This window comes from Stenotrophomonas sp. YJH_SMC_27 (genome assembly GCF_059369815.1).
In genome coordinates, this window is the sequence record NZ_JCAFTA010000014.1 from 101,739 (window position 1) to 120,942 (window position 19,204).

Annotated in this window: 16 protein-coding genes; 12 read left to right on the top strand and 4 right to left on the bottom strand. The window is 66.5% G+C overall.

Annotated elements, in window-relative coordinates:
• Positions 1-5 precede the first annotated feature (5 nt).
• On the bottom strand, positions 6-1,130 hold the full coding sequence (locus tag AC5P7R_RS18335) for a pyridoxal phosphate-dependent aminotransferase (RefSeq protein ID WP_021202734.1): 1,125 nt from the start codon (positions 1,128-1,130) through the stop codon (positions 6-8).
• A 280-nt stretch (positions 1,131-1,410) separates the two neighbouring features.
• On the opposite strand from AC5P7R_RS18335, the gene ligA reads away from it, so the two are divergent.
• From ligA to AC5P7R_RS18370, 7 genes are all read left to right on the top strand, one after another.
• Entirely contained in the window at positions 1,411-3,882 is a 2,472-nt protein-coding gene (ligA, locus tag AC5P7R_RS18340) for an NAD-dependent DNA ligase LigA (protein ID WP_180832425.1), read from the top strand.
• A gap of 47 nt (positions 3,883-3,929) precedes the next feature.
• Positions 3,930-4,415 (top strand): GNAT family N-acetyltransferase, encoded by a 486-nt coding sequence (locus AC5P7R_RS18345; protein ID WP_019660365.1) that lies wholly within the window; start codon positions 3,930-3,932, stop codon positions 4,413-4,415.
• Positions 4,412-5,368, top strand: coding sequence for an EF-P lysine aminoacylase EpmA (gene epmA / locus AC5P7R_RS18350; RefSeq protein WP_021202737.1), 957 nt, complete (start codon positions 4,412-4,414; stop codon positions 5,366-5,368). Before AC5P7R_RS18345 ends, epmA begins: the two co-directional genes overlap by 4 nt.
• Positions 5,369-5,509: 141 nt before the next feature.
• The gene (locus AC5P7R_RS18355; protein ID WP_021202738.1) at positions 5,510-6,238 is read left to right on the top strand and encodes a DUF3011 domain-containing protein; all 729 of its coding nucleotides are present in this window, start codon (positions 5,510-5,512) and stop codon (positions 6,236-6,238) included.
• Positions 6,239-6,285: 47 nt separating this feature from the next.
• On the top strand, positions 6,286-7,350 hold the full coding sequence (mtnA, locus tag AC5P7R_RS18360; RefSeq protein WP_111102642.1) for an S-methyl-5-thioribose-1-phosphate isomerase: 1,065 nt from the start codon (positions 6,286-6,288) through the stop codon (positions 7,348-7,350).
• Positions 7,351-7,611: 261 nt separating this feature from the next.
• Entirely contained in the window at positions 7,612-10,326 is a 2,715-nt protein-coding gene (gyrA, locus tag AC5P7R_RS18365; RefSeq protein ID WP_478435916.1) for a DNA gyrase subunit A, read from the top strand.
• Between the two features lie 131 nt (positions 10,327-10,457).
• The gene (locus AC5P7R_RS18370) at positions 10,458-12,986 is read left to right on the top strand and encodes a membrane-bound PQQ-dependent dehydrogenase, glucose/quinate/shikimate family (protein ID WP_495214131.1); all 2,529 of its coding nucleotides are present in this window, start codon (positions 10,458-10,460) and stop codon (positions 12,984-12,986) included.
• A 43-nt stretch (positions 12,987-13,029) separates the two neighbouring features.
• On the opposite strand, the gene AC5P7R_RS18375 is transcribed toward AC5P7R_RS18370, so the two are convergent.
• Complete coding sequence (locus tag AC5P7R_RS18375; protein WP_459390072.1) at positions 13,030-14,019, bottom strand: zinc-dependent alcohol dehydrogenase family protein; 990 nt, start codon at positions 14,017-14,019, stop codon at positions 13,030-13,032.
• A gap of 118 nt (positions 14,020-14,137) precedes the next feature.
• Here AC5P7R_RS18375 and AC5P7R_RS18380 point away from each other — a divergent pair, with 118 nt between their 5' ends.
• The 4 genes from AC5P7R_RS18380 (at position 14,138) to AC5P7R_RS18395 (ending at position 17,378) form a co-directional block, all read left to right on the top strand.
• On the top strand, positions 14,138-15,043 hold the full coding sequence (locus AC5P7R_RS18380; RefSeq protein WP_134958627.1) for a LysR family transcriptional regulator: 906 nt from the start codon (positions 14,138-14,140) through the stop codon (positions 15,041-15,043).
• Between the two features lie 73 nt (positions 15,044-15,116).
• The gene (locus AC5P7R_RS18385) at positions 15,117-15,596 is read left to right on the top strand and encodes a DUF4952 domain-containing protein (protein ID WP_459390073.1); all 480 of its coding nucleotides are present in this window, start codon (positions 15,117-15,119) and stop codon (positions 15,594-15,596) included.
• Between the two features lie 64 nt (positions 15,597-15,660).
• Positions 15,661-17,091: a serine hydrolase domain-containing protein gene (locus AC5P7R_RS18390; protein WP_459390074.1), complete on the top strand. Its 1,431-nt coding sequence runs from the start codon at positions 15,661-15,663 to the stop codon at positions 17,089-17,091.
• Between the two features lie 62 nt (positions 17,092-17,153).
• The gene (locus AC5P7R_RS18395; protein ID WP_138984362.1) at positions 17,154-17,378 is read left to right on the top strand and encodes a hypothetical protein; all 225 of its coding nucleotides are present in this window, start codon (positions 17,154-17,156) and stop codon (positions 17,376-17,378) included.
• Positions 17,379-17,390: 12 nt separating this feature from the next.
• Here AC5P7R_RS18395 and AC5P7R_RS18400 read toward each other — a convergent pair whose 3' ends face one another.
• Together AC5P7R_RS18400 and AC5P7R_RS18405 are read right to left on the bottom strand one after the other, a co-directional pair.
• Positions 17,391-17,783, bottom strand: coding sequence for a DUF3037 domain-containing protein (locus AC5P7R_RS18400; protein WP_019337307.1), 393 nt, complete (start codon positions 17,781-17,783; stop codon positions 17,391-17,393).
• Complete coding sequence (locus tag AC5P7R_RS18405) at positions 17,761-18,537, bottom strand: HipA family kinase (protein WP_207049181.1); 777 nt, start codon at positions 18,535-18,537, stop codon at positions 17,761-17,763. The genes AC5P7R_RS18400 and AC5P7R_RS18405 overlap by 23 nt, the downstream gene beginning before the upstream one ends.
• 238 nt (positions 18,538-18,775) lie before the next feature.
• On the opposite strand from AC5P7R_RS18405, the gene AC5P7R_RS18410 reads away from it, so the two are divergent.
• Complete coding sequence (locus tag AC5P7R_RS18410; protein WP_099605154.1) at positions 18,776-19,105, top strand: hypothetical protein; 330 nt, start codon at positions 18,776-18,778, stop codon at positions 19,103-19,105.
• The last annotated feature ends 99 nt before the right edge of the window (positions 19,106-19,204 follow it).

Below are 19,204 nucleotides of genomic sequence, written 5' to 3' on the forward strand. Positions count from 1 at the left end.
CAGGGTCAGGCCGGTACGCCGGCCACCTTGGCGAACGCACGGCGGAATGCGGCCATCTCCTCTTCGGTGCCGACCGTTACGCGCACGCGCTGCGGCCAGATCGGCCAGCTGCGCCCGATCACCACGCCGTTCTCCGCCATTGCCTTGGCGAACGCGCTGCCATCGCGCTGCACGTCGACTATGAAGCAGTTCGCCTCCGAGGGTACGCAGCTGAACCCGCGCTTGCCGAGCCAGGCGATGGTGGCCTGCCGCATCGTGGCGTTCTGCAGGCGCCGCTGGGGGATCAGCTGCGGGTCGCGCAGGCTGGCCAGTGCCGCCGCCAGCGCCGGAACCGGCAGCGGGTTGTCGCCCAGGCTGGCCAGTTCGCGCAGACGGTCGGGATGTGCGGCCGCCACGCCCAGGCGCAGGCCGGCCATGCCGTACAGCTTGGAAAACGTGCGCAGCACGATCAGGTCATCGCGCTGCGTCACCTGGGTGATCAGGCTGGGCTGATCGCTGTACTGCAGGTAGGCCTCGTCGACCAGTACGCGGGTCGATGCGGGCTTGTGGGCCAGCAGCCAGGCAAGCTCATCTGGCGGGCTGATCGACCCAGTCGGATTGTTCGGGTTGCACACATACAGCAGCCCGGTCGGGCGCGCGTGCGCGGCAGCGACCATCGCACGCAGGTCATGCGCACCGTCCTCGCGCAGCGGCACCTTCTGCACATGCGCACCGTGGGCGGCGGCGACCTCGCCGAGCGTCTCGAAGGTCGGGTCGGCGACTACAAGTCCCGCCTGCGGCCCGGTCCACAGCACGGCGGCACGGTTCAGCGGTTCGCTGGAACCCGGATAGAGGCGCACGTGATCAGCCGGGATGCGCGCCTGCTCGATGAAGGCATCGCGCACTTGGCCTGCCAGCGCGAAGCGGTAGCGACCGCATCCGGCGATGCTGTCGCGTGCTGCCTGCTGGGCTGCAGGCGAGGGGCCGTAGGGACATTCGTTGAAATTCAGCAGCACCGCACCTTCGGCGGGGGCGGGAGCGGCGGCTGTCGCCGGTTGGGTATGGCCAAGCTGCGGCAGCCCGCTGCCAGCGACGGCGAGGCCAGCACCGGCCAGTTGCAGGAAGCGTCGACGGGAAGCAGGCAGGGTCACGGGCACGATTCCGAAGGGCAGACCGTCGCACGCTAGCGCTGGTCGCGGTGGGCGGCAAGCCCGCTTTTTGTAGTGCCGAGCCATGCTCGGCTGCAGGTGTGCCAACCAAGGTTGGCACCTGCCGGGGCGGGGAGAAGGTCGGCACCTGCCGGGAGGGGAGAAGGTTGGCCACCAGGGCAGGGGAGCGGCCGTCGAGCATGGCTCGACGCTGCGAAGGCAGGGCGTTACAGGGCCTGACGGCCGGGCGCGGTAGAATCCCCGGCCATCCCAGAACCACCGGATCCCGATGAGTCCCAGCCCCGCCGAACGCGCCGACGACCTCCGCCGGCAGATCGCCCAGGCCAACCGCGCCTACCATGAGCTGGACGCGCCGGAGATCCCCGACGTCGATTACGACCGGTTGGTGCGCGAACTGGAAGCACTGGAGCGCGAACATCCTGAACTGGCCCGCGCCGACAGCCCGACCCAGCAGGTCGGTGCGCGTCCTTCCGGCCGCTTCGCCGAGGTGCGCCATGCTGTGCCGATGCTGTCGCTGTCCAATGCGTTCAGCGACGAGGAGGTGGCTGATTTCGTGCGCCGCATTGACGAGCGGCTGGGGCGTCGCAGCCTGCGGTTTTCGGCCGAGCCGAAGATGGACGGGCTGGCGATCAGCCTGCGCTACGAGGACGGTCATTTCGTGCTCGGCGCGACCCGTGGCGATGGCACGACCGGCGAGGACGTGACGGCCAATCTGCGCGAGATCGGCGACATTCCCAAGCGCCTGCACGGCAAGGACTGGCCGGATGTGCTGGAGGTGCGCGGCGAGGTGTACATGGCCCGCGCCGACTTCGAGGCCTACAACGAGCGTGCGCGCCTGCACGGCGGCAAGGTGCTGGCCAATCCGCGCAACGCGGCGGCCGGTTCGCTGCGCCAGCTCGACCCGAAGATCAGTGCGCAGCGCAGGTTGAGCTTCTTTGCCTACGGTACCGGTGAAGTGCAGGGCGGCGAGCTGCCCGATACCCATTCGGGCACCCTGGCCCAGCTCGGCGCCTGGGGCTTCCCGGTCAGCGAGCTGTGCAAGGTGGTGGAGGGCACTGATGGCCTGCTCGGCTACTACCGCGATATCGGTGAGCGCCGCGATCGCCTGCCGTTCGACATCGACGGCGTGGTCTACAAGCTGGATGACCGCGCCGGCCAGCAGGCCATGGGCTTCGTTTCGCGCGCGCCGCGCTGGGCCATCGCGCACAAGTTCCCGGCGCAGGAACAGAGCACGACGGTAGAGGCCATCGAGATCCAGATCGGCCGCACCGGTGCCGCAACACCGGTCGCGCGACTGGCACCGGTGGCCGTGGCCGGCGTGATCGTGTCCAACGCCACCCTGCACAACGCCGACCAGATCGCACGCCTGGATGTGCGCGTGGGCGACAGCGTGATCGTGCGCCGTGCCGGCGACGTGATCCCGGAAGTGGTCAGCGTCATCCTCGATCGCCGCCCACAGGGCACTATGCCGTGGCAGATGCCGACGCGCTGCCCGGTGTGCGGCTCGGAGATCGTGCGCGAGGAAGGGGCAGCGGCATGGCGCTGCTCGGGCGAACTGTCCTGCCCGGCGCAGCGCAAGGAAGCCATTGCCCATTTCGCCTCGCGTCGCGCGATGGACATCGATGGCCTGGGCGACAAGTACATCGAAACCCTGGTCGACGCCGGCATCGTCAGGAGCGTGGCCGACCTGTACCGGCTCAGTCGTGACCAGCTGCTGCACCTGAAGCTGGTGCTGGATGCGGAAGACCCGTCCGCACTGGCCGCTGCGCTGAAACCGCATCTGCCCGCCGAGGGCAGTGGCGCGGTACTCAACGCCGTGCTGAAGCTGGACGGCAGCGATCCGGGCTGGCGCGCGCAGGCGCTGGCACAGCCCGCCAGCTTCGAATGGAACACGAAGAAGATCGCCACCAAGTGGGCCGACAACCTGATCGCAGCAATCGACGCCAGTCGTGCCGCCACGCTGGAACGCCTGCTGTTCGCGCTCGGCATCGAACACGTTGGCGAGAGCACCGCCAAGGCCCTGGCGCAGTGGTTCGGTGACCTGGAACTGATCCGCCATCTGCCGTGGCCGCTGTTCAAGCGCGTGCCGGACATCGGTGGCGAAGTGGCGCGCTCGCTCGGTCACTTCTTCGAACAGCAGGGCAACCAGCAGGCCATCGATGACCTGCTGCAGGTCGGCCAGGTGCACATCAGCGATGTACATGCCCCCAGTGCCAAGCTGCGCGAGGGACTGGACCTGGCGCAGCTGCTGGTCGAATCGGAGATCCCCGGCATCACCCGTCTGCGCGCCGAAAAACTGGTGGCAGCGCTCCCGGGGGCACAGGCGGTGCTCGATGCCGAGCATGGCCAGTTCGTCAATGCCGGCTTGCCCGATGACACCGCGCGCGGACTGGCGGAGTGGCTCGATGCCGATGGCCATGGCGAGATGTTGCTGGCGGCCGAGAAGGCGATGCAGCAGATCCTGGCCAAGGCGCCGGCGCTGGCCGAGATCGTCGCGGGCCCGCTGGACGGGCAGACCGTTGTGCTCACTGGCACCCTGGCCCAGCTCACCCGCGATGTCGCCAAGGAGCGCCTGGAGGCGCTGGGCGCCAAGGTTTCCGGCAGCGTGTCGAAGAAAACCAGCTTCGTGGTCGCCGGCACCGAGGCCGGCTCCAAGCTGGACAAGGCGCAGTCGCTGGGCGTGCCGGTGTGGGACGAGGAACGCCTGCTGGCCTACCTTGCCGAACACGAATGACGATCCCGCCGGGTGCCGCGCCTGGCATGCAGCACAAAGGAACACAGATGCAGACCGCCCCACTGGATTTCCGCCTGGCCACCCGTGCCGACGAGGAATTGTTGATCACCTTGATGCGCGAGTTCTACGCCGAAGACAGGATCGACTTCGATGACGCGCGCGTGCGTCGCGGCGTGGACGCGCTGCTGGCCGATCCGCGCAATGGCGAAGTGCTGTTGTGGCTGGACGAGGCGGGCGAGGTGGTCGGCTACGCGGTGATCGCGATGGGCTTCAGCCTGGAGCAGGGCGGCCACTTCATGCTGCTGGACGAGCTGTACCTGAGCCATCGCGCGCGCGGTCGTGGCCGCGGCAAGCAGGCGCTGGCCATCTGCGAACAGCGCGCTCGCGGTCGTGGCGTCAGCCGCCTGCGCCTGGAAGTGAACCACCACAACGAACTGGCACGCCGCCTGTACCTGGCCAGCGGCTACATCGACGATACGCGCGATCTGCTGACCCTGCCGCTCGACCATCCGCGCCCGGAGGGCATCCTGTGAGCGAGGCCCTGCTGCGCGCGCTGCAGCAGCGCGCCGCGCTCAATGCGCTGGTGCGCCGCTTCTTTGCAGAGCGCGATGTGCTCGAGGTGGAGACGCCGATCCTGTCGGTCGCGGGCAACACCGAGCCGAACATCGACAGCTTCCATACCGACTTCACCGGCCATGTCGATGCCGGCGGACGCCGCCGATGGCTGCGCACCTCGCCGGAGTATCCGCTCAAGCGCCTGCTCGCTGCCGGCGTGGGCGACTGTTATGAACTGGGCCGGGTGTTCCGCAATGGCGAGGCCGGCGGCCGCCACAACCCGGAGTTCACCATGCTTGAGTGGTACCGGGTCGGCTGGGACCACCACCGGCTGGTGCAGGAAACCGCCGAGCTGGTAGGCCAGGCGTTGGCCCTGGTCGGGCGCCATGCGACGCTGCATGTGCTCAGTTACCGGGAGCTGTTCCAGCAGTACGTGGGCGTGGATCCGTTCGAGGCCGATGAGGCCGCGCTGCGTGCCGCGCTGGGCGAGGTGCACATTGACCCGGTCGGGCTGACCCGCGATGACTGGCTGGATCTGCTGATGACCCACCGTATCCAGCCGCGCTTCGATGGCGATGTCATGACCGTGGTCCACGACTGGCCGGCCAGCCAGGCAGCATTGGCCCGCGTCCGCCCGGGCACGCCCCCGCTGGCCGAACGTTTCGAGCTGTACCTGGGCGCGGTGGAACTGGCCAACGGCTACCACGAACTGAACGACGCCGACGAGCAGCGCGCGCGCTTCCAGCGCGATCTGCAGCGCCGCCACGAGCGCGGCCAGGTGCTACCGGCCGTGGACGAGGCGCTGCTGTTGGCGCTGCCGTCGATGCCCGCCTGCGCCGGGGTGGCGGTGGGTGTCGACCGCCTGTTGATGGCGATGAACCGCACGCCGCGGATTGCTGATGTGCTGGCCTACGACTTTGCCCACGCGTGAGTGCGGCGCACGTTCCTGAACGATGAAGACTGAACGGATTGCCGCGTTTCCGCGCTTGCTTCGGTAAGCGGGATGATGCTCTTATCACGGCAGATGCGGGACACTGGCATCGGAATTCGTCCACTCCTGTTGGGGAAGGCATTGGTCAAGTGGTTTGCGGTCGTGGCGGCACCGGTGTACTCCATCGCGCTTTGGGGTACCTGGCTGCCGTCATCGGCGTCGGCCCAGCAGGCAGGCTATGACGGCGAAGTGGTGACCTGCGAATCGCGCGACATGGGCTGGGTGCACTGCGATATCGATGTGGACAACGGCGTCGATCTGGTGCGCCAGCTGTCGAGCAACAGCTGCATCCGCGGCAGCGAGTGGGGCACCGACCGCAGCGGCGTGTGGGTCACCCTTGGCTGCCGCGCCGAATTCCGGGCGCGCCGTGCGCAGGGTGCGGCGCCTGCGGCAACGGAAGGCAAGCGCCTGGTGCGCCGCGTGGTGCGCTGCGAATCCAATGGCCGTCCGCAGAGTTGCCCGGTACGCCTGGATGGCGCGCCGGTGCGCCTGCTTCGCCAGTTGTCGGTGCTGCCGTGCCGCGAAGGCCAGGGATGGGGCTACAAGCGCAATGAAGTCTGGACCAGCCGTGGCTGCCAGGGCGATTTCGAGGTGGCCGACGAGGAGGGCCGCTTCGTCGATGTGCCGCGCCGCCTGACCTGCGAATCGAAGTCGAAGAAGCGCCGCTTCTGCGGCGCCAGCATTTCGGTGGGTGCTGTGGTCTCCGAGCAGCTGTCCAGCACGCCCTGCGAGGAAGGCAGCACCTGGGGCTGGAACCGCAACGGGATCTGGGTGGACGGCGGCTGCCGCGCCGAATTCTCGGTGAATTGAGCCGGGGCAGGCTCCAACCACGCGGGGCGTGGCCCTACAATGGGCCCATGAACACTGCCTCCGACATCGACTACGCCCGTTACGACCACATCCGCCCGATCCTGTGGACCGGCGATGCCTTGCAACTGCTGGACCAGCGCAAGCTGCCGTTCGTGGTCGAGCACGTGGTCTGCCATGACAGTGACGAGGTTGCCAGCGCCATCCACGCGCTGACCGTGCGTGGCGCGCCGGCGATCGGTATTGCCGCCGCGTGGGGCGTGGTGCTGGCGGCACGCGAGGTGCAGGCCGCCGATGGCGCGCATGCGCTGCAGCAGCTGGAGCCGGCCCTGCAGCGTCTCAATGCGTCGCGCCCGACGGCGGTCAACCTGGCCTGGGCGCTGGCGCGCATGCGCCGTTGCCTGAACGCCGCCGGCGCAGACTGGAAGGCGTTGCTGGAGGCGGAAGCGCAGGCGATTGCCAATGAAGACCTGGCCGCCAACCGCCACATGGGGGCGCTGGGTGCTGGCCTGATCGAGGCCGGCAGCGGCGTGCTGACCCATTGCAATACCGGCTCGCTGGCCACCGCAGGCTTCGGCACGGCGCTGGGCGTGATCCGCGCTGGCATGGCCCAGCACCGCATCGCCCGCGTGTTTGCCGGCGAGACCCGGCCCTGGCTGCAGGGCGCCCGCCTGACCGTGTGGGAACTGCAGCAGGATGGCATCGACGCTACCCTGATCGCCGATTCGGCTGCCTCGCACCTGATGAAGACCGGCGCCGTGCAGTGGGTGATCGTCGGCGCAGACCGCATCTGCGCCAATGGCGATACCGCCAACAAGATCGGCACCTACCAGCTGGCCATCGCGGCCCGCCATCACGGCGTGAAGTTCATGGTCGTAGCGCCGTCCTCGACGGTGGACATGGACACCGTGGACGGCAGCCAGATCGAGATCGAGCAGCGCGATCCGGGCGAACTGTACGGCGTGGGCGGGACCCGCACCGTGGCCGAGGGCATCGCCGCCTGGAACCCGGTGTTCGACGTCACCCCGGGCGAGTTGATCGACGCCATCGTGACCGAGCGCGGGGTGATCCTGAACCCGACCGCCCACAACATGCGCACCGCCTTCGACGGCTGAGGCGGGACAGGATCGAGGATGTCTGTAGAGCCGAGCCCATGCTCGGCTCAGCCAGCGAATCCGCCGCAGCCGAGCATGGGTTCGGCTTTACAGGGCGGTATGGGGCCCTAAGTTCCTGATTTGTGCCGGTAAAATCCCCATGAAGGGAGGCGGAAAACGGCCTGTTGTGGTAGTATCCACAGGTTGAATCGAGGTTCCGGCGCGACCCCCTCCCGCAGAGGGCTGCGCCGGACTGGACCGCTACCAGACAACGGAACCCGAATGGCAGAAACCGCCAAGGAAATCATCCAGGTCAACCTGGAAGACGAGATGCGCAAGAGCTACCTCGATTACGCCATGAGCGTGATCGTGGGCCGCGCGCTCCCGGATGCGCGCGACGGCCTCAAGCCGGTGCATCGTCGCGTGCTGTTCGCGATGAACGAGTTGAACGCGCACAGCAACAAGCCTTACTTCAAGTCGGCGCGTATCGTCGGTGATGTCATCGGTAAGTACCACCCGCATGGCGATCAGTCGGTATACGACACGCTGGTGCGCCTGGCTCAGCCGTTCTCGCTGCGCTACATGCTGGTCGACGGCCAGGGTAACTTCGGTTCGATCGACGGCGACTCCGCTGCGGCGATGCGATACACCGAGGCGCGCATGTCGCGCCTGGCGCATGAGCTGATGGCGGACATCGACAAGGAAACCGTCGATTTCCAGCCCAACTACGATGAAAAGGAACTGGAGCCGACGGTCATGCCGACCCGGTTCCCGAACCTGCTGGTCAACGGTTCGGCCGGTATCGCGGTGGGCATGGCGACCAACATCCCGCCGCACAACCTGAGCGAATCGATCAACGCCTGCATCGCGCTGATCGACAACCCGGACATCGATGTCGACGGCCTGATGGAATACATCCCGGGCCCGGATTTCCCGACTGCCGGCATCATCAACGGCACTGCCGGCATCGTCGCCGGCTACCGCACCGGCCGTGGCCGCGTGCGCATCCGTGCCAAGGCCGATATCGAAGTGGCCGACAACGGCCGCGAATCGATCATCGTCACCGAAATTCCTTACCAGGTGAACAAGGCGCGTCTGATCGAGAAGATCGCCGAGCTGGTCAAGGAAAAGAAGATCGAAGGCATCAGCGAGCTGCGCGATGAGTCCGACAAGGACGGCATGCGCATCTACATCGAGATCAAGCGCGGCGAATCTGCCGAGGTTGTGCTGAACAACCTGTACCAGCAGACGCAGATGGAATCGGTGTTCGGCATCAACATGGTGGCGCTGGTCGATGGCCGCCCGCAGTTGATGAACCTCAAGCAGATGCTGGAGGCGTTCGTCCGCCACCGTCGCGAAGTGGTCACCCGCCGCACCGTGTTCGAGCTGCGCAAGGCGCGCGCCCGTGCCCATGTGCTGGAAGGCCTGACCGTCGCACTGGCCAACATCGACGAGATGATCGAACTAATCAAGACCTCGCCGAACCCGAATGAAGCCCGCGAGCGCATGCTGGCACGCGTGTGGGAGCCGGGCCTGGTCGGTGCGATGCTGGGTGCCGCCGGTGCCGAAGCATCGCGTCCTGAAGACCTGCCCAAGGGCGTCGGCCTGGTCGAGGGCGGCTACCAGCTGACCGAGATCCAGGCCACCCAGATCCTGGAAATGCGCCTGCACCGCCTGACCGGGCTGGAGCAGGACCGCCTGACCGACGAGTACAAGCAGCTGCTGGAAGTGATCTCCGGGCTGATCCACATCCTGGAAGATCCCGATCGCCTGCTGCAGGTCATCCGCGAGGAGCTGGTCAACGTCAAGGCCGAGTTCGGCGACGAACGTCGCACCGAAATCCGCCACAGCGAAGAAGACCTGGACATCCTGGACCTGATCGCGCCGGAAGACGTGGTGGTCACCGTGTCCCACGCCGGCTACGTGAAGCGCCAGCCGGTCAGCGTGTACCGCGCGCAGCGCCGCGGCGGCCGTGGTCGCAGTGCGGCGGCGACCAAGGAAGAGGATTTCATCGAACAGCTGTGGCTGGTCAACACGCACGATACGCTGCTGACCTTCACCAGTTCGGGCAAGGTGTTCTGGCTGCCGGTCTACCAACTGCCGGAAGCGGGTTCCAACGCCCGTGGCCGTCCGATCATCAACTGGATTCCGCTGGAACCGGGCGAACGCGTGCAGGCCGTGCTGCCGGTGCGCGAGTACGCCGATGGCCAGTTCGTGTTCTTTGCCACGAAGAACGGTACGGTCAAGAAGACCCCGCTGGGCGAGTTCGCCTTCCGCCTGGCCCGCGGCAAGATCGCGATCAATCTCGATGAGGGCGATGCCCTGGTCGGCGTCGGCCTGACCGACGGCCAGCGCGACATCCTGCTGTTCGCCTCCAATGGCAAGACCGTGCGCTTCGGCGAGGACAAAGTCCGCTCGATGGGCCGTACCGCAACCGGCGTGCGTGGCATCAAGATGCCGGCCGGCGAGGAAGTGGTCAGCCTGATCGTGGCCGAAAGTGCCGGTGGCATCGAGGACGAGAACGACGACGACAACGGTGTCGAGGAAGCCACCGCCAATGGCGATGCGGTGATCGATAGTGCCGATGACGCCAGCGTGCAGTACATCCTGACCGCCACCGAGAACGGCTATGGCAAGCGCACCCCGCTGCCGGACTACCCGCGCAAGGGCCGTGGCACCCAGGGCGTGATCGGCATCCAGACCACCGAGCGCAACGGCAAGCTGGTCGCTGCGGTGCTGATGGGCTCGAATGACGAAGTCCTGCTGATCTCCGATGGCGGCACCCTGGTGCGTACGCGTGGCTCGGAAATCAGCCGCGTCGGCCGCAACACCCAGGGCGTCACCCTGATCCGTCTGTCCAAGGATGAGAAGCTGCAGGCGGTGGAGCGCTTGGATGCCTCGATCGATGAGGACGAGGACGAGGTGGCGGCTGCCGCCCCGGCCACGACCGACGGCGCCCCGGCTGCGGCCAGCAGCGAGGACGCCGCGCAGGAGTGATTCTGCCGCGAGCCTGAAGTACCCGACGACGCCGGCCCTGGGCCGGCGTCGTCGTAACCGGACGCCACACATACGCGCGCGCTTCACGCCGGCGGTGGGATAAGGGCGCATGCTGCCCCCGGAGATCGACGATGTCCGTCACGCCGCCGTCCGATCCTGCTCCTGTCCGAACCCCGCGCCATCCGCTGGTGACCGTGCTGTCGCTGTTGCTGGTCGTGCTCGGCCTGGTCATCGGTGGGCTCGGCGCATGGCTGCTCAGCCTTGGCGGCTCGGCGTACTACGCCATCGCCGGGCTCGGCCTGCTGGCCAGCGGCCTCCTGCTGTTCGGCAACCGTCGCAGCGGCGCGCTGCTGTACGCGCTGGTGTTCATCGGCACACTGCTGTGGACCTGGTGGGAGTCGGGCAGCGACTACTGGCGTTGGGTGCCGCGCCTGGGCCTCGTTACGGCCCTGGGCATCGTGGTGGCGCTGCTGGCACCGACCCTGCGCGAACCGGTGTCCAAGCGCCTGTCGCGCAGCGTGGCGGGCGTGCTGATGCTGGTGTTCGTAGCTGCCTTCGGCCTGGCCTTTGCGCCGCATGGTGAAGTGGACGGGCACCTGCCGTTCCCGGAAGGCGCGGTCAGCGCCGGACTGGAACCTACGCGCGATACCACGGGCCTGCAACCGGCCGACCAGCCGGCCGAGGGAGACTGGCCGGCGTGGGGCCGCAGCAATGCCGCCACCCGCTATTCGCCGCTGCAGCAGATCACCCCGGCCAACGTCGCCACGTTGCAACCGGCCTGGCAGTTCCGTACCGGCGATATGCCGAAGAAGCGCTGGGGCGCGGAAACCACGCCGCTGAAGATTGGCGATCGCCTGTACCTGTGCACCGCACGCAACCGCCTGATCGCGCTTGATGCTGCCAGCGGCAAGGAACTGTGGCGTTTCGATCCAAAGGTGAAGGATGCTTCGATTCCCTATACCGCTGCCTGTCGCGGTGTGAGCTATTACGAGCAGCCCAGCACGCCGACCGTTGCTGATGCGGCATTGGCCGATGTCGCCGCTGATCTGGCGCTGCCGGAACCGCCGCCCAGCATCACCCGCAGTGTTGCACCGGGCAGTCGTCCGGCATGCTGGGCGCGCATCATCGAAGGCACGCTGGACGGTCGCATCATCGCGGTGGACGCGGACAGCGGCCGTCCCTGCGCGAATTTCGGTAACAACGGCCAGGTCGACATCACCCTCGGCATGGGTGAGGTGCCACCCGGCTATGTGTCGATCACCTCGCCCCCGGCCATCGTGCGCGGCGTGATCGTCACCGGCCACCAGGTGCTGGATGGTCAGCGCCGCGACGCGCCATCGGGCGTGATCCAGGCCTACGACGCGATCACCGGCAAGCTGCGCTGGGCGTGGGACATGGACCAGCCCGAGCGCAGCGGCCTGCCGCCGCATGGGCAGACCTACACGCGCGGCACGCCGAACATGTGGACCACCGCGACCGGTGATGAGGCGCTGGGGCTGGTCTATCTGCCGCTGGGCAATTCTGCGGGCGACTACTGGAGTGGCTCGCGTACGGAAAACCAGAACCGCTATGCAACCTCGCTGGTGGCGATCGACGTGGCCACCGGCAAGCCGGTCTGGCATTTCCAGGCGGTGCGCAAGGATGTGTGGGACTACGACCTGGGTTCGCAGGCCAGCCTGATCGACTACCCGACGGCGGCGGGCAAGGTGCCGGCGATCCTGTTGCCGACCAAGCAGGGCGACCTCTATATCCTCGATCGCCGCAACGGCCAGCTGCTGACCGCCGCCGAAGAGCGCAAGGTGCCGGTCGGCGGCGTCGAACCCGAGCAGCGTTCACCCACCCAGCTGTTTTCGCTGTACCACACGCTGCGCCGCGAACATGACCTGACCGAGCGCGACATGTGGGGCATCACCCCGATCGACCAGCTGGTCTGCCGCATCCAGTTCCGCAAGGCGTACTACGAAGGCTTCTACACGCCGCCGAGCAGCGAGCGCCATTCCATCGAGTACCCTGGCTACAACGGCGGCTCGGACTGGGGCAGCGTGTCCATCGATACGCGCCGCGGCGTGATCGTGGCCAACTACAACGACATGCCCAACTACAACCGGCTGGTGCCACGCGCCGAGGCCGACCGGCTGGGCTGGCTGCCACGCGAGAAGATCCGGTTCGACAAGGGCGGTGCAGAAGGCGCGGGCGACCCGCAGGTGGGCACGCCGTATGGCATCCAGGTCAACGCTGGTTGGCGGCTGCCGTTCACCGGCCTGCTGTGCAAGCAGCCGCCCTATGGCGGTATCCGTGCCATCGACCTGCGTACCGGCAAGCTGCTGTGGGACCGTCCATTCGGCAGTGCGCGCGGCAACGGACCGTTCGGCATCCGTTCCGGCCTGCCGATCGAGATCGGCACGCCGAACAATGGTGGTTCGGTGATCACCGCCAGCGGCCTGATCTTCATCGCCGCTGCCACCGATGACCTGCTGCGTGCCATTGACCTGGAGACCGGCAAGGAACTGTGGCATGCCAAGCTGCCCGCGGGCGGCCAGGCCAATCCGATGGTGTACGAGCAGGGCGGGCGCCAGTACGTAGTGATCATGGCCGGCGGCCACCATTTCATAGAAACCCCGAACGGCGATTATGTGATGGCTTTTGCGTTGCCCAGGTAACCGCAATGGGGGCGATGATCCACCCCCATTGCATGACGCTGGATCACACCGTCACCACCACCTTGCCGATCTGCTCGTTCGATTCCAGGTAACGGTGTGCCTCTTGGATCTGCGCAAACGGGAACACCTTGGCAATCTTTGGCGCCAGCGTGCCCTTGTCCAGGCCATCGACGATGAACGCCTTGGCGCGGGCCAGTGCGGCATCGTCAGAAACGATTTCCGAGTACAGATAGCCCTTCAGCGTCAGCGACTTGCCCAGCACGTTGAACAGCGGGAACGGCGTGGGTTCGCTGCTCAGCGCGCCGTACTCCAGCAGGATGCCGCCACGGGCCATCGCTTCGGTGAGCGGCACGAACTGCGGGCCACCGATCGGATCGAACACCACACGGGCACCGGCACCGCCGGTGATGCGCGCCACTTCGGTCACCAGATCCTGCTCCTGGGTGGCGATGACGTGGGCGGCACCGGCATCGAGCAGGGCCTGGCGCTTGCCCGGGCCACGGGTGACCGCGATCGGCGTGGCGCCTACTGCATTGGCGATCTGGATGGCGGCCAGGCCGACGCTGCTGCTGGCGGCGGTAATGATGACGAAATCCCCGGCGGCCAGATGAGCCTGTTCCAGCAGCGCGCCCCAGGCGGTGACGTACTGCATCCACACCGCGGCCGCCGTTTCAAAGTCCAACGCCTGTGGGTGCTTGACCACCAGTCGTGCCGGCACGTTGGCCAGCTCGCCATAGGTGCCCCAGCGCGCGATGTCCAGTGGCGGTATCACGCTGACCGCATCGCCAGCAGTGAAGCCGCTCACCGCACTGCCGACTGCTTCGATCACGCCGGCGGCCTCATAGCCCAGCCGGCTGGGGAACTGCGCTTCATGCAGATAGGCGCCGGTGCGGAACATCACCTCGGCGCGGTTCAGGCCGATTGCCTTCACCCGGATCTGGACTTCGTCAGGGGCGGGGGCGGGAACGTCGATATCGTCGAAGCGCAGCACATCGGCACTGCCATATTCGTGGATGCGGACAATCTGGCTCATGGGGGCTCCGAGAAAGGGCCGACGAGGGCGCCGGCGAAAGGGTCACGGCTACTGTGCGCGTAGTCTGCATCCAGAATAAGGGGTAATCTGGTGTTTCATTGAAAAACAATTGTTTTCAATGGACCTGATCGCTCCCCTGCGGACCTTCGCCAAGGTGGCCGAGGTCGGCTCCTTCGCCGCCGCTGCCGAGGCACTGGACCTGTCGCCGCAGCTGGTCGGCAAGCATATCCAGGCGCTGGAGCAGCACCTGGGCGTGCGCCTGCTCAACCGCACCACGCGCAAGCAGAGCCTGACCGACTTCGGCCAGGCCTACCTGGCGCGGGCGCGGGTGATCCTGGAGGAAGTGGAGGGCGCCGAGCAATTGGCGGAAGTGGCGCGTGGACGGCCGATGGGACGCCTGCGCATCAGCGCGCCGGTCACCTTCGGCGTGCACGCACTGGGCCCGGCGGTGGTGGCCTACATGCAGCAGTACGCGGACGTGCAGGTCGATCTGAACCTGTCCAACAGCCTGGTGGACATCGTTGAAGACGGCTACGACCTGGTGTTCCGTACCGGTGACCTGGCCGACAGCGGGCTGGTGGCGCGACGGCTGGGGCCGTATCCGCTGGTCCTGTGTGCGTCGCCAGGCTATCTGGCTTCGCGCCCGGCCATCACCCATCCCAATGACCTGAGCCGCCACGAGTGCCTGGGCTTCGCGCATTCGATCATCCGCACACGCTGGAGTTTCCGCGATGCCGATGGCAGCGTGCTGACCGTGCCGGTGTCCAGTCGCTTCATGGTCAACCAGGCCGAGCCGCTGCTGACAGCGGCCGTGGGTGGGCTGGGATTGATCCTGCAGCCCTACGAAATGCTTGCCGCTGCGCTGGCGCGTGGTGAACTGGTGGAAGTGCTGCCGGACCATGTGCCGGTATCGACGTGGATCAACCTGGTGTATCCGCGCGACCGCCAGCTGACGCCCAAGCTGCGCAGCTTCCTGGACTTCTGCGTGGCGCGTTTCACAGAGCAGACGATGGCAAGGCGATAGCGTGGCATCGATCAGCATTCCTGTGTTCCCATGTGAAGGACTCGCCCCGTGATGTCTCTCCTGCTGCCGCAGCATGCGCGCCCGCGTCCTGCTGCTGGCGTCATTTTCCTGCGCCAGCGCGCTTGTGCAGCAGACGCCTGCGCAGGCGTTGGCCGAGTGGGAGGTGCAAGGGCGCGCGGATGGCCTGGCGCGACCTGATACTGAATGCCAGGATTTCCTGCAGGCAATGGGCCGGAAGCCTCCGGAACTGCAGTATGTAGGCTGCAGCCAGGATGACGTGTCCTACATCAAGCCGATGGAGGCCCACTATCGTGTTTCAGGCGCGCAAGCGGCGCAGGTCGAAGCCTATCTGCACACGGCATTCGGCCTGCCTGCATTGCGCTACGTCTGTTGTGGCTGGAGCAACGGCGCACCCTACTACTGGCGCGAAGGTCCGGATGCGGTGAGGTATCAGATCGGCATGGGGGTGGAATCGCTGCCGTACGAACGGGGCCAATGGCATAGCATCGCGGCATTCAACGTCACCGTCGAGGTGGTGCGGCAGCGTCCCTAGCGTGGATGCAGCGGGCCGATCCATCGTCTAGGATGCGCCCAGGGATACCCGCAAAGGAATTGCCATGAGGGCTGTTGGACGCCTGTTTCTCTGCAATGCGCTGGCCTGTTTGGTCCTGGTGACCGCCTCGGCATTTCCGGCAGTTGGCGCAGCATCTTCCGAGCGCGAACATCCACGCGCGCGGGATGCCATCGATGACTGGCTTGCCGCCTTCAATGCGGGCAGCCTCGAGGGGTTGCAGGCATTCGCCGACAGATATGCCAAGCAGGAGGGCAGCACGCCCAAGGACTATCTCGAGTTCCGCGAGAGCACGGGCCCGCTGAGCGTTCTGGAAACACTCGAGCGCGCGCCCGGCCAGGCGAAGCTGCTGGTGATGGGCCAGCTGAGCGAACGTGCGATGTGGGTGACGGCGGTCATGGACCCGGTCAACCCGTCGCACGTGAAGCAGTTCCAGATCGAGGGCACTGAAACGCCGGACAAATACAAGCCGGCACGGGTTGCATTGCCTGCGCTGATGGCTGATGCCGCGGCAAGGCTGGAGGCGCTGCGGGCGCAGGACGCGCTGTCGGGTGCATTGCAGGTGGCGCAGAATGGCAAGGTGCTGCTGGACTGGCGCGGTGGCGATGCCGATCGCACCGCTGGCATTCCAGTGGACGTGGATACACAGTTCCGCCTTGCGTCCTCCAACAAGATGTTCACCGCAGTGGCCGTCCTGCAGCTGGTGCAGGACGGCAAGCTCAGTCTCGATGACACGATCGGCAGTCGCCTGCCGGACTATCCGAACAAGGCCGTTGCCAACAGCGTAACCGTTCGCCAGCTGCTGTCACATACCAGTGGCCTGGGCGACTTCTTCGGTGAAGATTTCGAACAGTATTCCGCGTCGTTGAAGACGCTGGATGACTACGTGCGGCGCTTTGCCAAGGATGCGCCGCAATTCACGCCAGGCAGCCAGGACAGCTACTCGAACTATGGCTTCATCGTGCTTGGGCGGATCATCGAGGCCGTCTCCGGGCAGTCGTACTACGCCTATATGGAGCAACACATCCTGCGCCCGGCGGGCATGATGGGCACCGGCTTCGAACCGGAAACAGTGAACGTCCCGCAGCGTGCCGTCGCCTACACGAAGAAGGACGGGCAATGGGTCCGTGAAACGAAGTCGCTGCCCTGGCGCGGCATGTCAGCCGGTGGTGGCTACAGCGCGGTGGGCGACATGGTGAAGTTCGCCGAGGCATTGCGCAGTGGAAAGCTGGTCTCACCTGCATTGCTGCAGCAGGCCACCACGGCGCAGAACCACAAGGGCTGGTATGGATTCGGCTTCGTGGTGCAGGGCAAGGGCAGGGAGCACCAGTACGGCCACGAAGGCGGTGCGCCCGGATCGAACAGTGCCATCGTGGTGATGCCCGCACAGGGCTATGTGATCGTTGGCCTGGCCAATGTCGATCCGGATGCGATCAGCAACGTGGTCAACTACATCGCGCGAAGAGTGCCGTTGTAGCCCCGAGCGACTGTGCTGCAGCGATGTTGACGCTGGGGCAGTTGGCGGACCAGAATCGGTCCATGAGCCGATTCCTTCCCGTGGTGTGTCTGGTCGCCAGCATGGTGCTCCTGCTGCGCGGGGTGCACGTGATACTCAGGGGTGTCCCGGCGATGGCCAGCGAAGGTACCAGTGCTGCGTATGCACAAGGCTACCTGCATGGACAGGCAGCAGCCGGGTGGGTGTTGATTTCCGCTGCGGTAGCCTGTGCACTCATTGCCTGGTACCGGGCGCGCGCCAGGAAGTGAGAGACGGGCGCATCAGCGCGGCACCCGCACCATCTTCGTCATCAAGTGTTCCACCACGCCCGCCGGGTCCGCCGTGCGGCCCACATGCGTGCTCGACATCTGCACAACCGAACTGCGCTTGGCGGTAAGGAAATGGAAGCGCGCACGCGCGGGCAGCTGTGCGATCGGCCCGGCGCTGGCGTCGCCGCGACAGATCGCCACGATCGCATCCAGCCACGGCTGCAGCGCCTCCTGGTCCAGCGCCGGCGCGAAGGCGCGCAGGCGCGCAGGATCGATCTCGATGGCCGCCTCCAGATGACGCGCACCAGGACAGGAGACGATCACCCCGACGTTGATGAACTCCTCGCGTTCCACCCGCGGTACCACGCGGATGACCGCATAGTCATACGTGTGCAGCGTGGGCACGGATGGCCTCCTGCACGAACACCGCACGCACTTTCAGGCGATGCTTGAGATAGTCGATGTAGCCTTGGCGATAGGCCTGCGGGCTTTCGAATGCCGGCTCGTTGACCAGCCAGCTGTCCGGCACCAGGCCGACGATGCGCTCGATCTCGGCATCGGTCAGGCGCGCGGCCAGTTCGGCATCCACCTCGGCGACGCGGCTGGCGAACGACAGCAGCACGTGGTCGCGGATCAGCACGAACGGCTTTTCGCAGGCATCGCCGGCGTTGGCCCAGTCGTGATGGAAGTACATGGCCGCACCGTGATCGATCAGGTACAGCTTTCGATGCCACACCATCAGGTTCGGATTGCGCGTGGTGCGATCGACGTTGCTGGTGAACGCATCGAACCAGACGATGCGCGAGGCCAGGTCGGCGTCCACCGGCATCGCCGCAGGGTCGTAGTTGATCGCACCGGGCAGGTAGTCCAGGCCCAGGTTCAGGCCTTCGCTGGCACGGATCAGTTCCTGGATTTCCGGGTCGGGCTCGGTGCGGGCGAACTCGCGGTCCAGCTCGACGAACAGGATTTCCGGAATCGGCAGGCCCAGCGTGCGTGCCATCTCGCCGGCGATCAGCTCGGCGATCAACGCTTTCGGGCCCTGGCCGGCGCCACGAAACTTCAGCACGGCCATGCCGTCGTCGTCGGTCTCGACCACGGCCGGCAGGGAGCCACCTTCCCGCAAGGGAGTGATGTAGCGGAGGGCATGTACGGTGCGCATGGGCGCATTCTAGCGTGGTGCAGGTGCAACCCCCTGATCGGCGAGGACCGAGTTCGGCCTTCACCTGTCCCTTCCGCCTGCGATGGCAGCATCGTGCTCCAGGAACCCTTGGGTTCATAGGCGTACTGGCACTCTCGATGCAGAGGCTTCAGGCCGGGCATTTGCTCGGCTGCCAGCGACGCGCACTGCGAAGCGGAAACCTCATCCACGATGTCCTGCAGGCTACGGAGGTGCACCGATGAGCGACGAATTCACTCCCATGCTGCCGCCCTTGGACGACGCCAAGGTCGAGGAAATGATCGGCAAGGTCGTCCTGGTCGGGGTCACCCGCTATGGCGGCGACGGCCAGGTGAAGGGGCTGGAGCAGTACGCCGGCACGGTGTTGCGCATCAGCGCCGACGAGGGCGTGGTGCTGGCCGACGAGAATGATGGCCACGAGCGCTATCTGCCGCCGATGCTGGACCAGTACCAGCCAGCCGAGCCTGGGGAGTACCGCATGCGCACCAGTGGCATGATCGTGGTCGACCCCGACTATCTGGCCACCTGGGACCTGCACGCGCAGCAGTAGTGCCAGGCCACGCCCGGCAGGTGCCGGCAGTTCCGCGGCACCTGCCGGGGCTGCACTTTGCCCCATCCGGCCACTAGCCCTTCCGGCCCATTCACGACA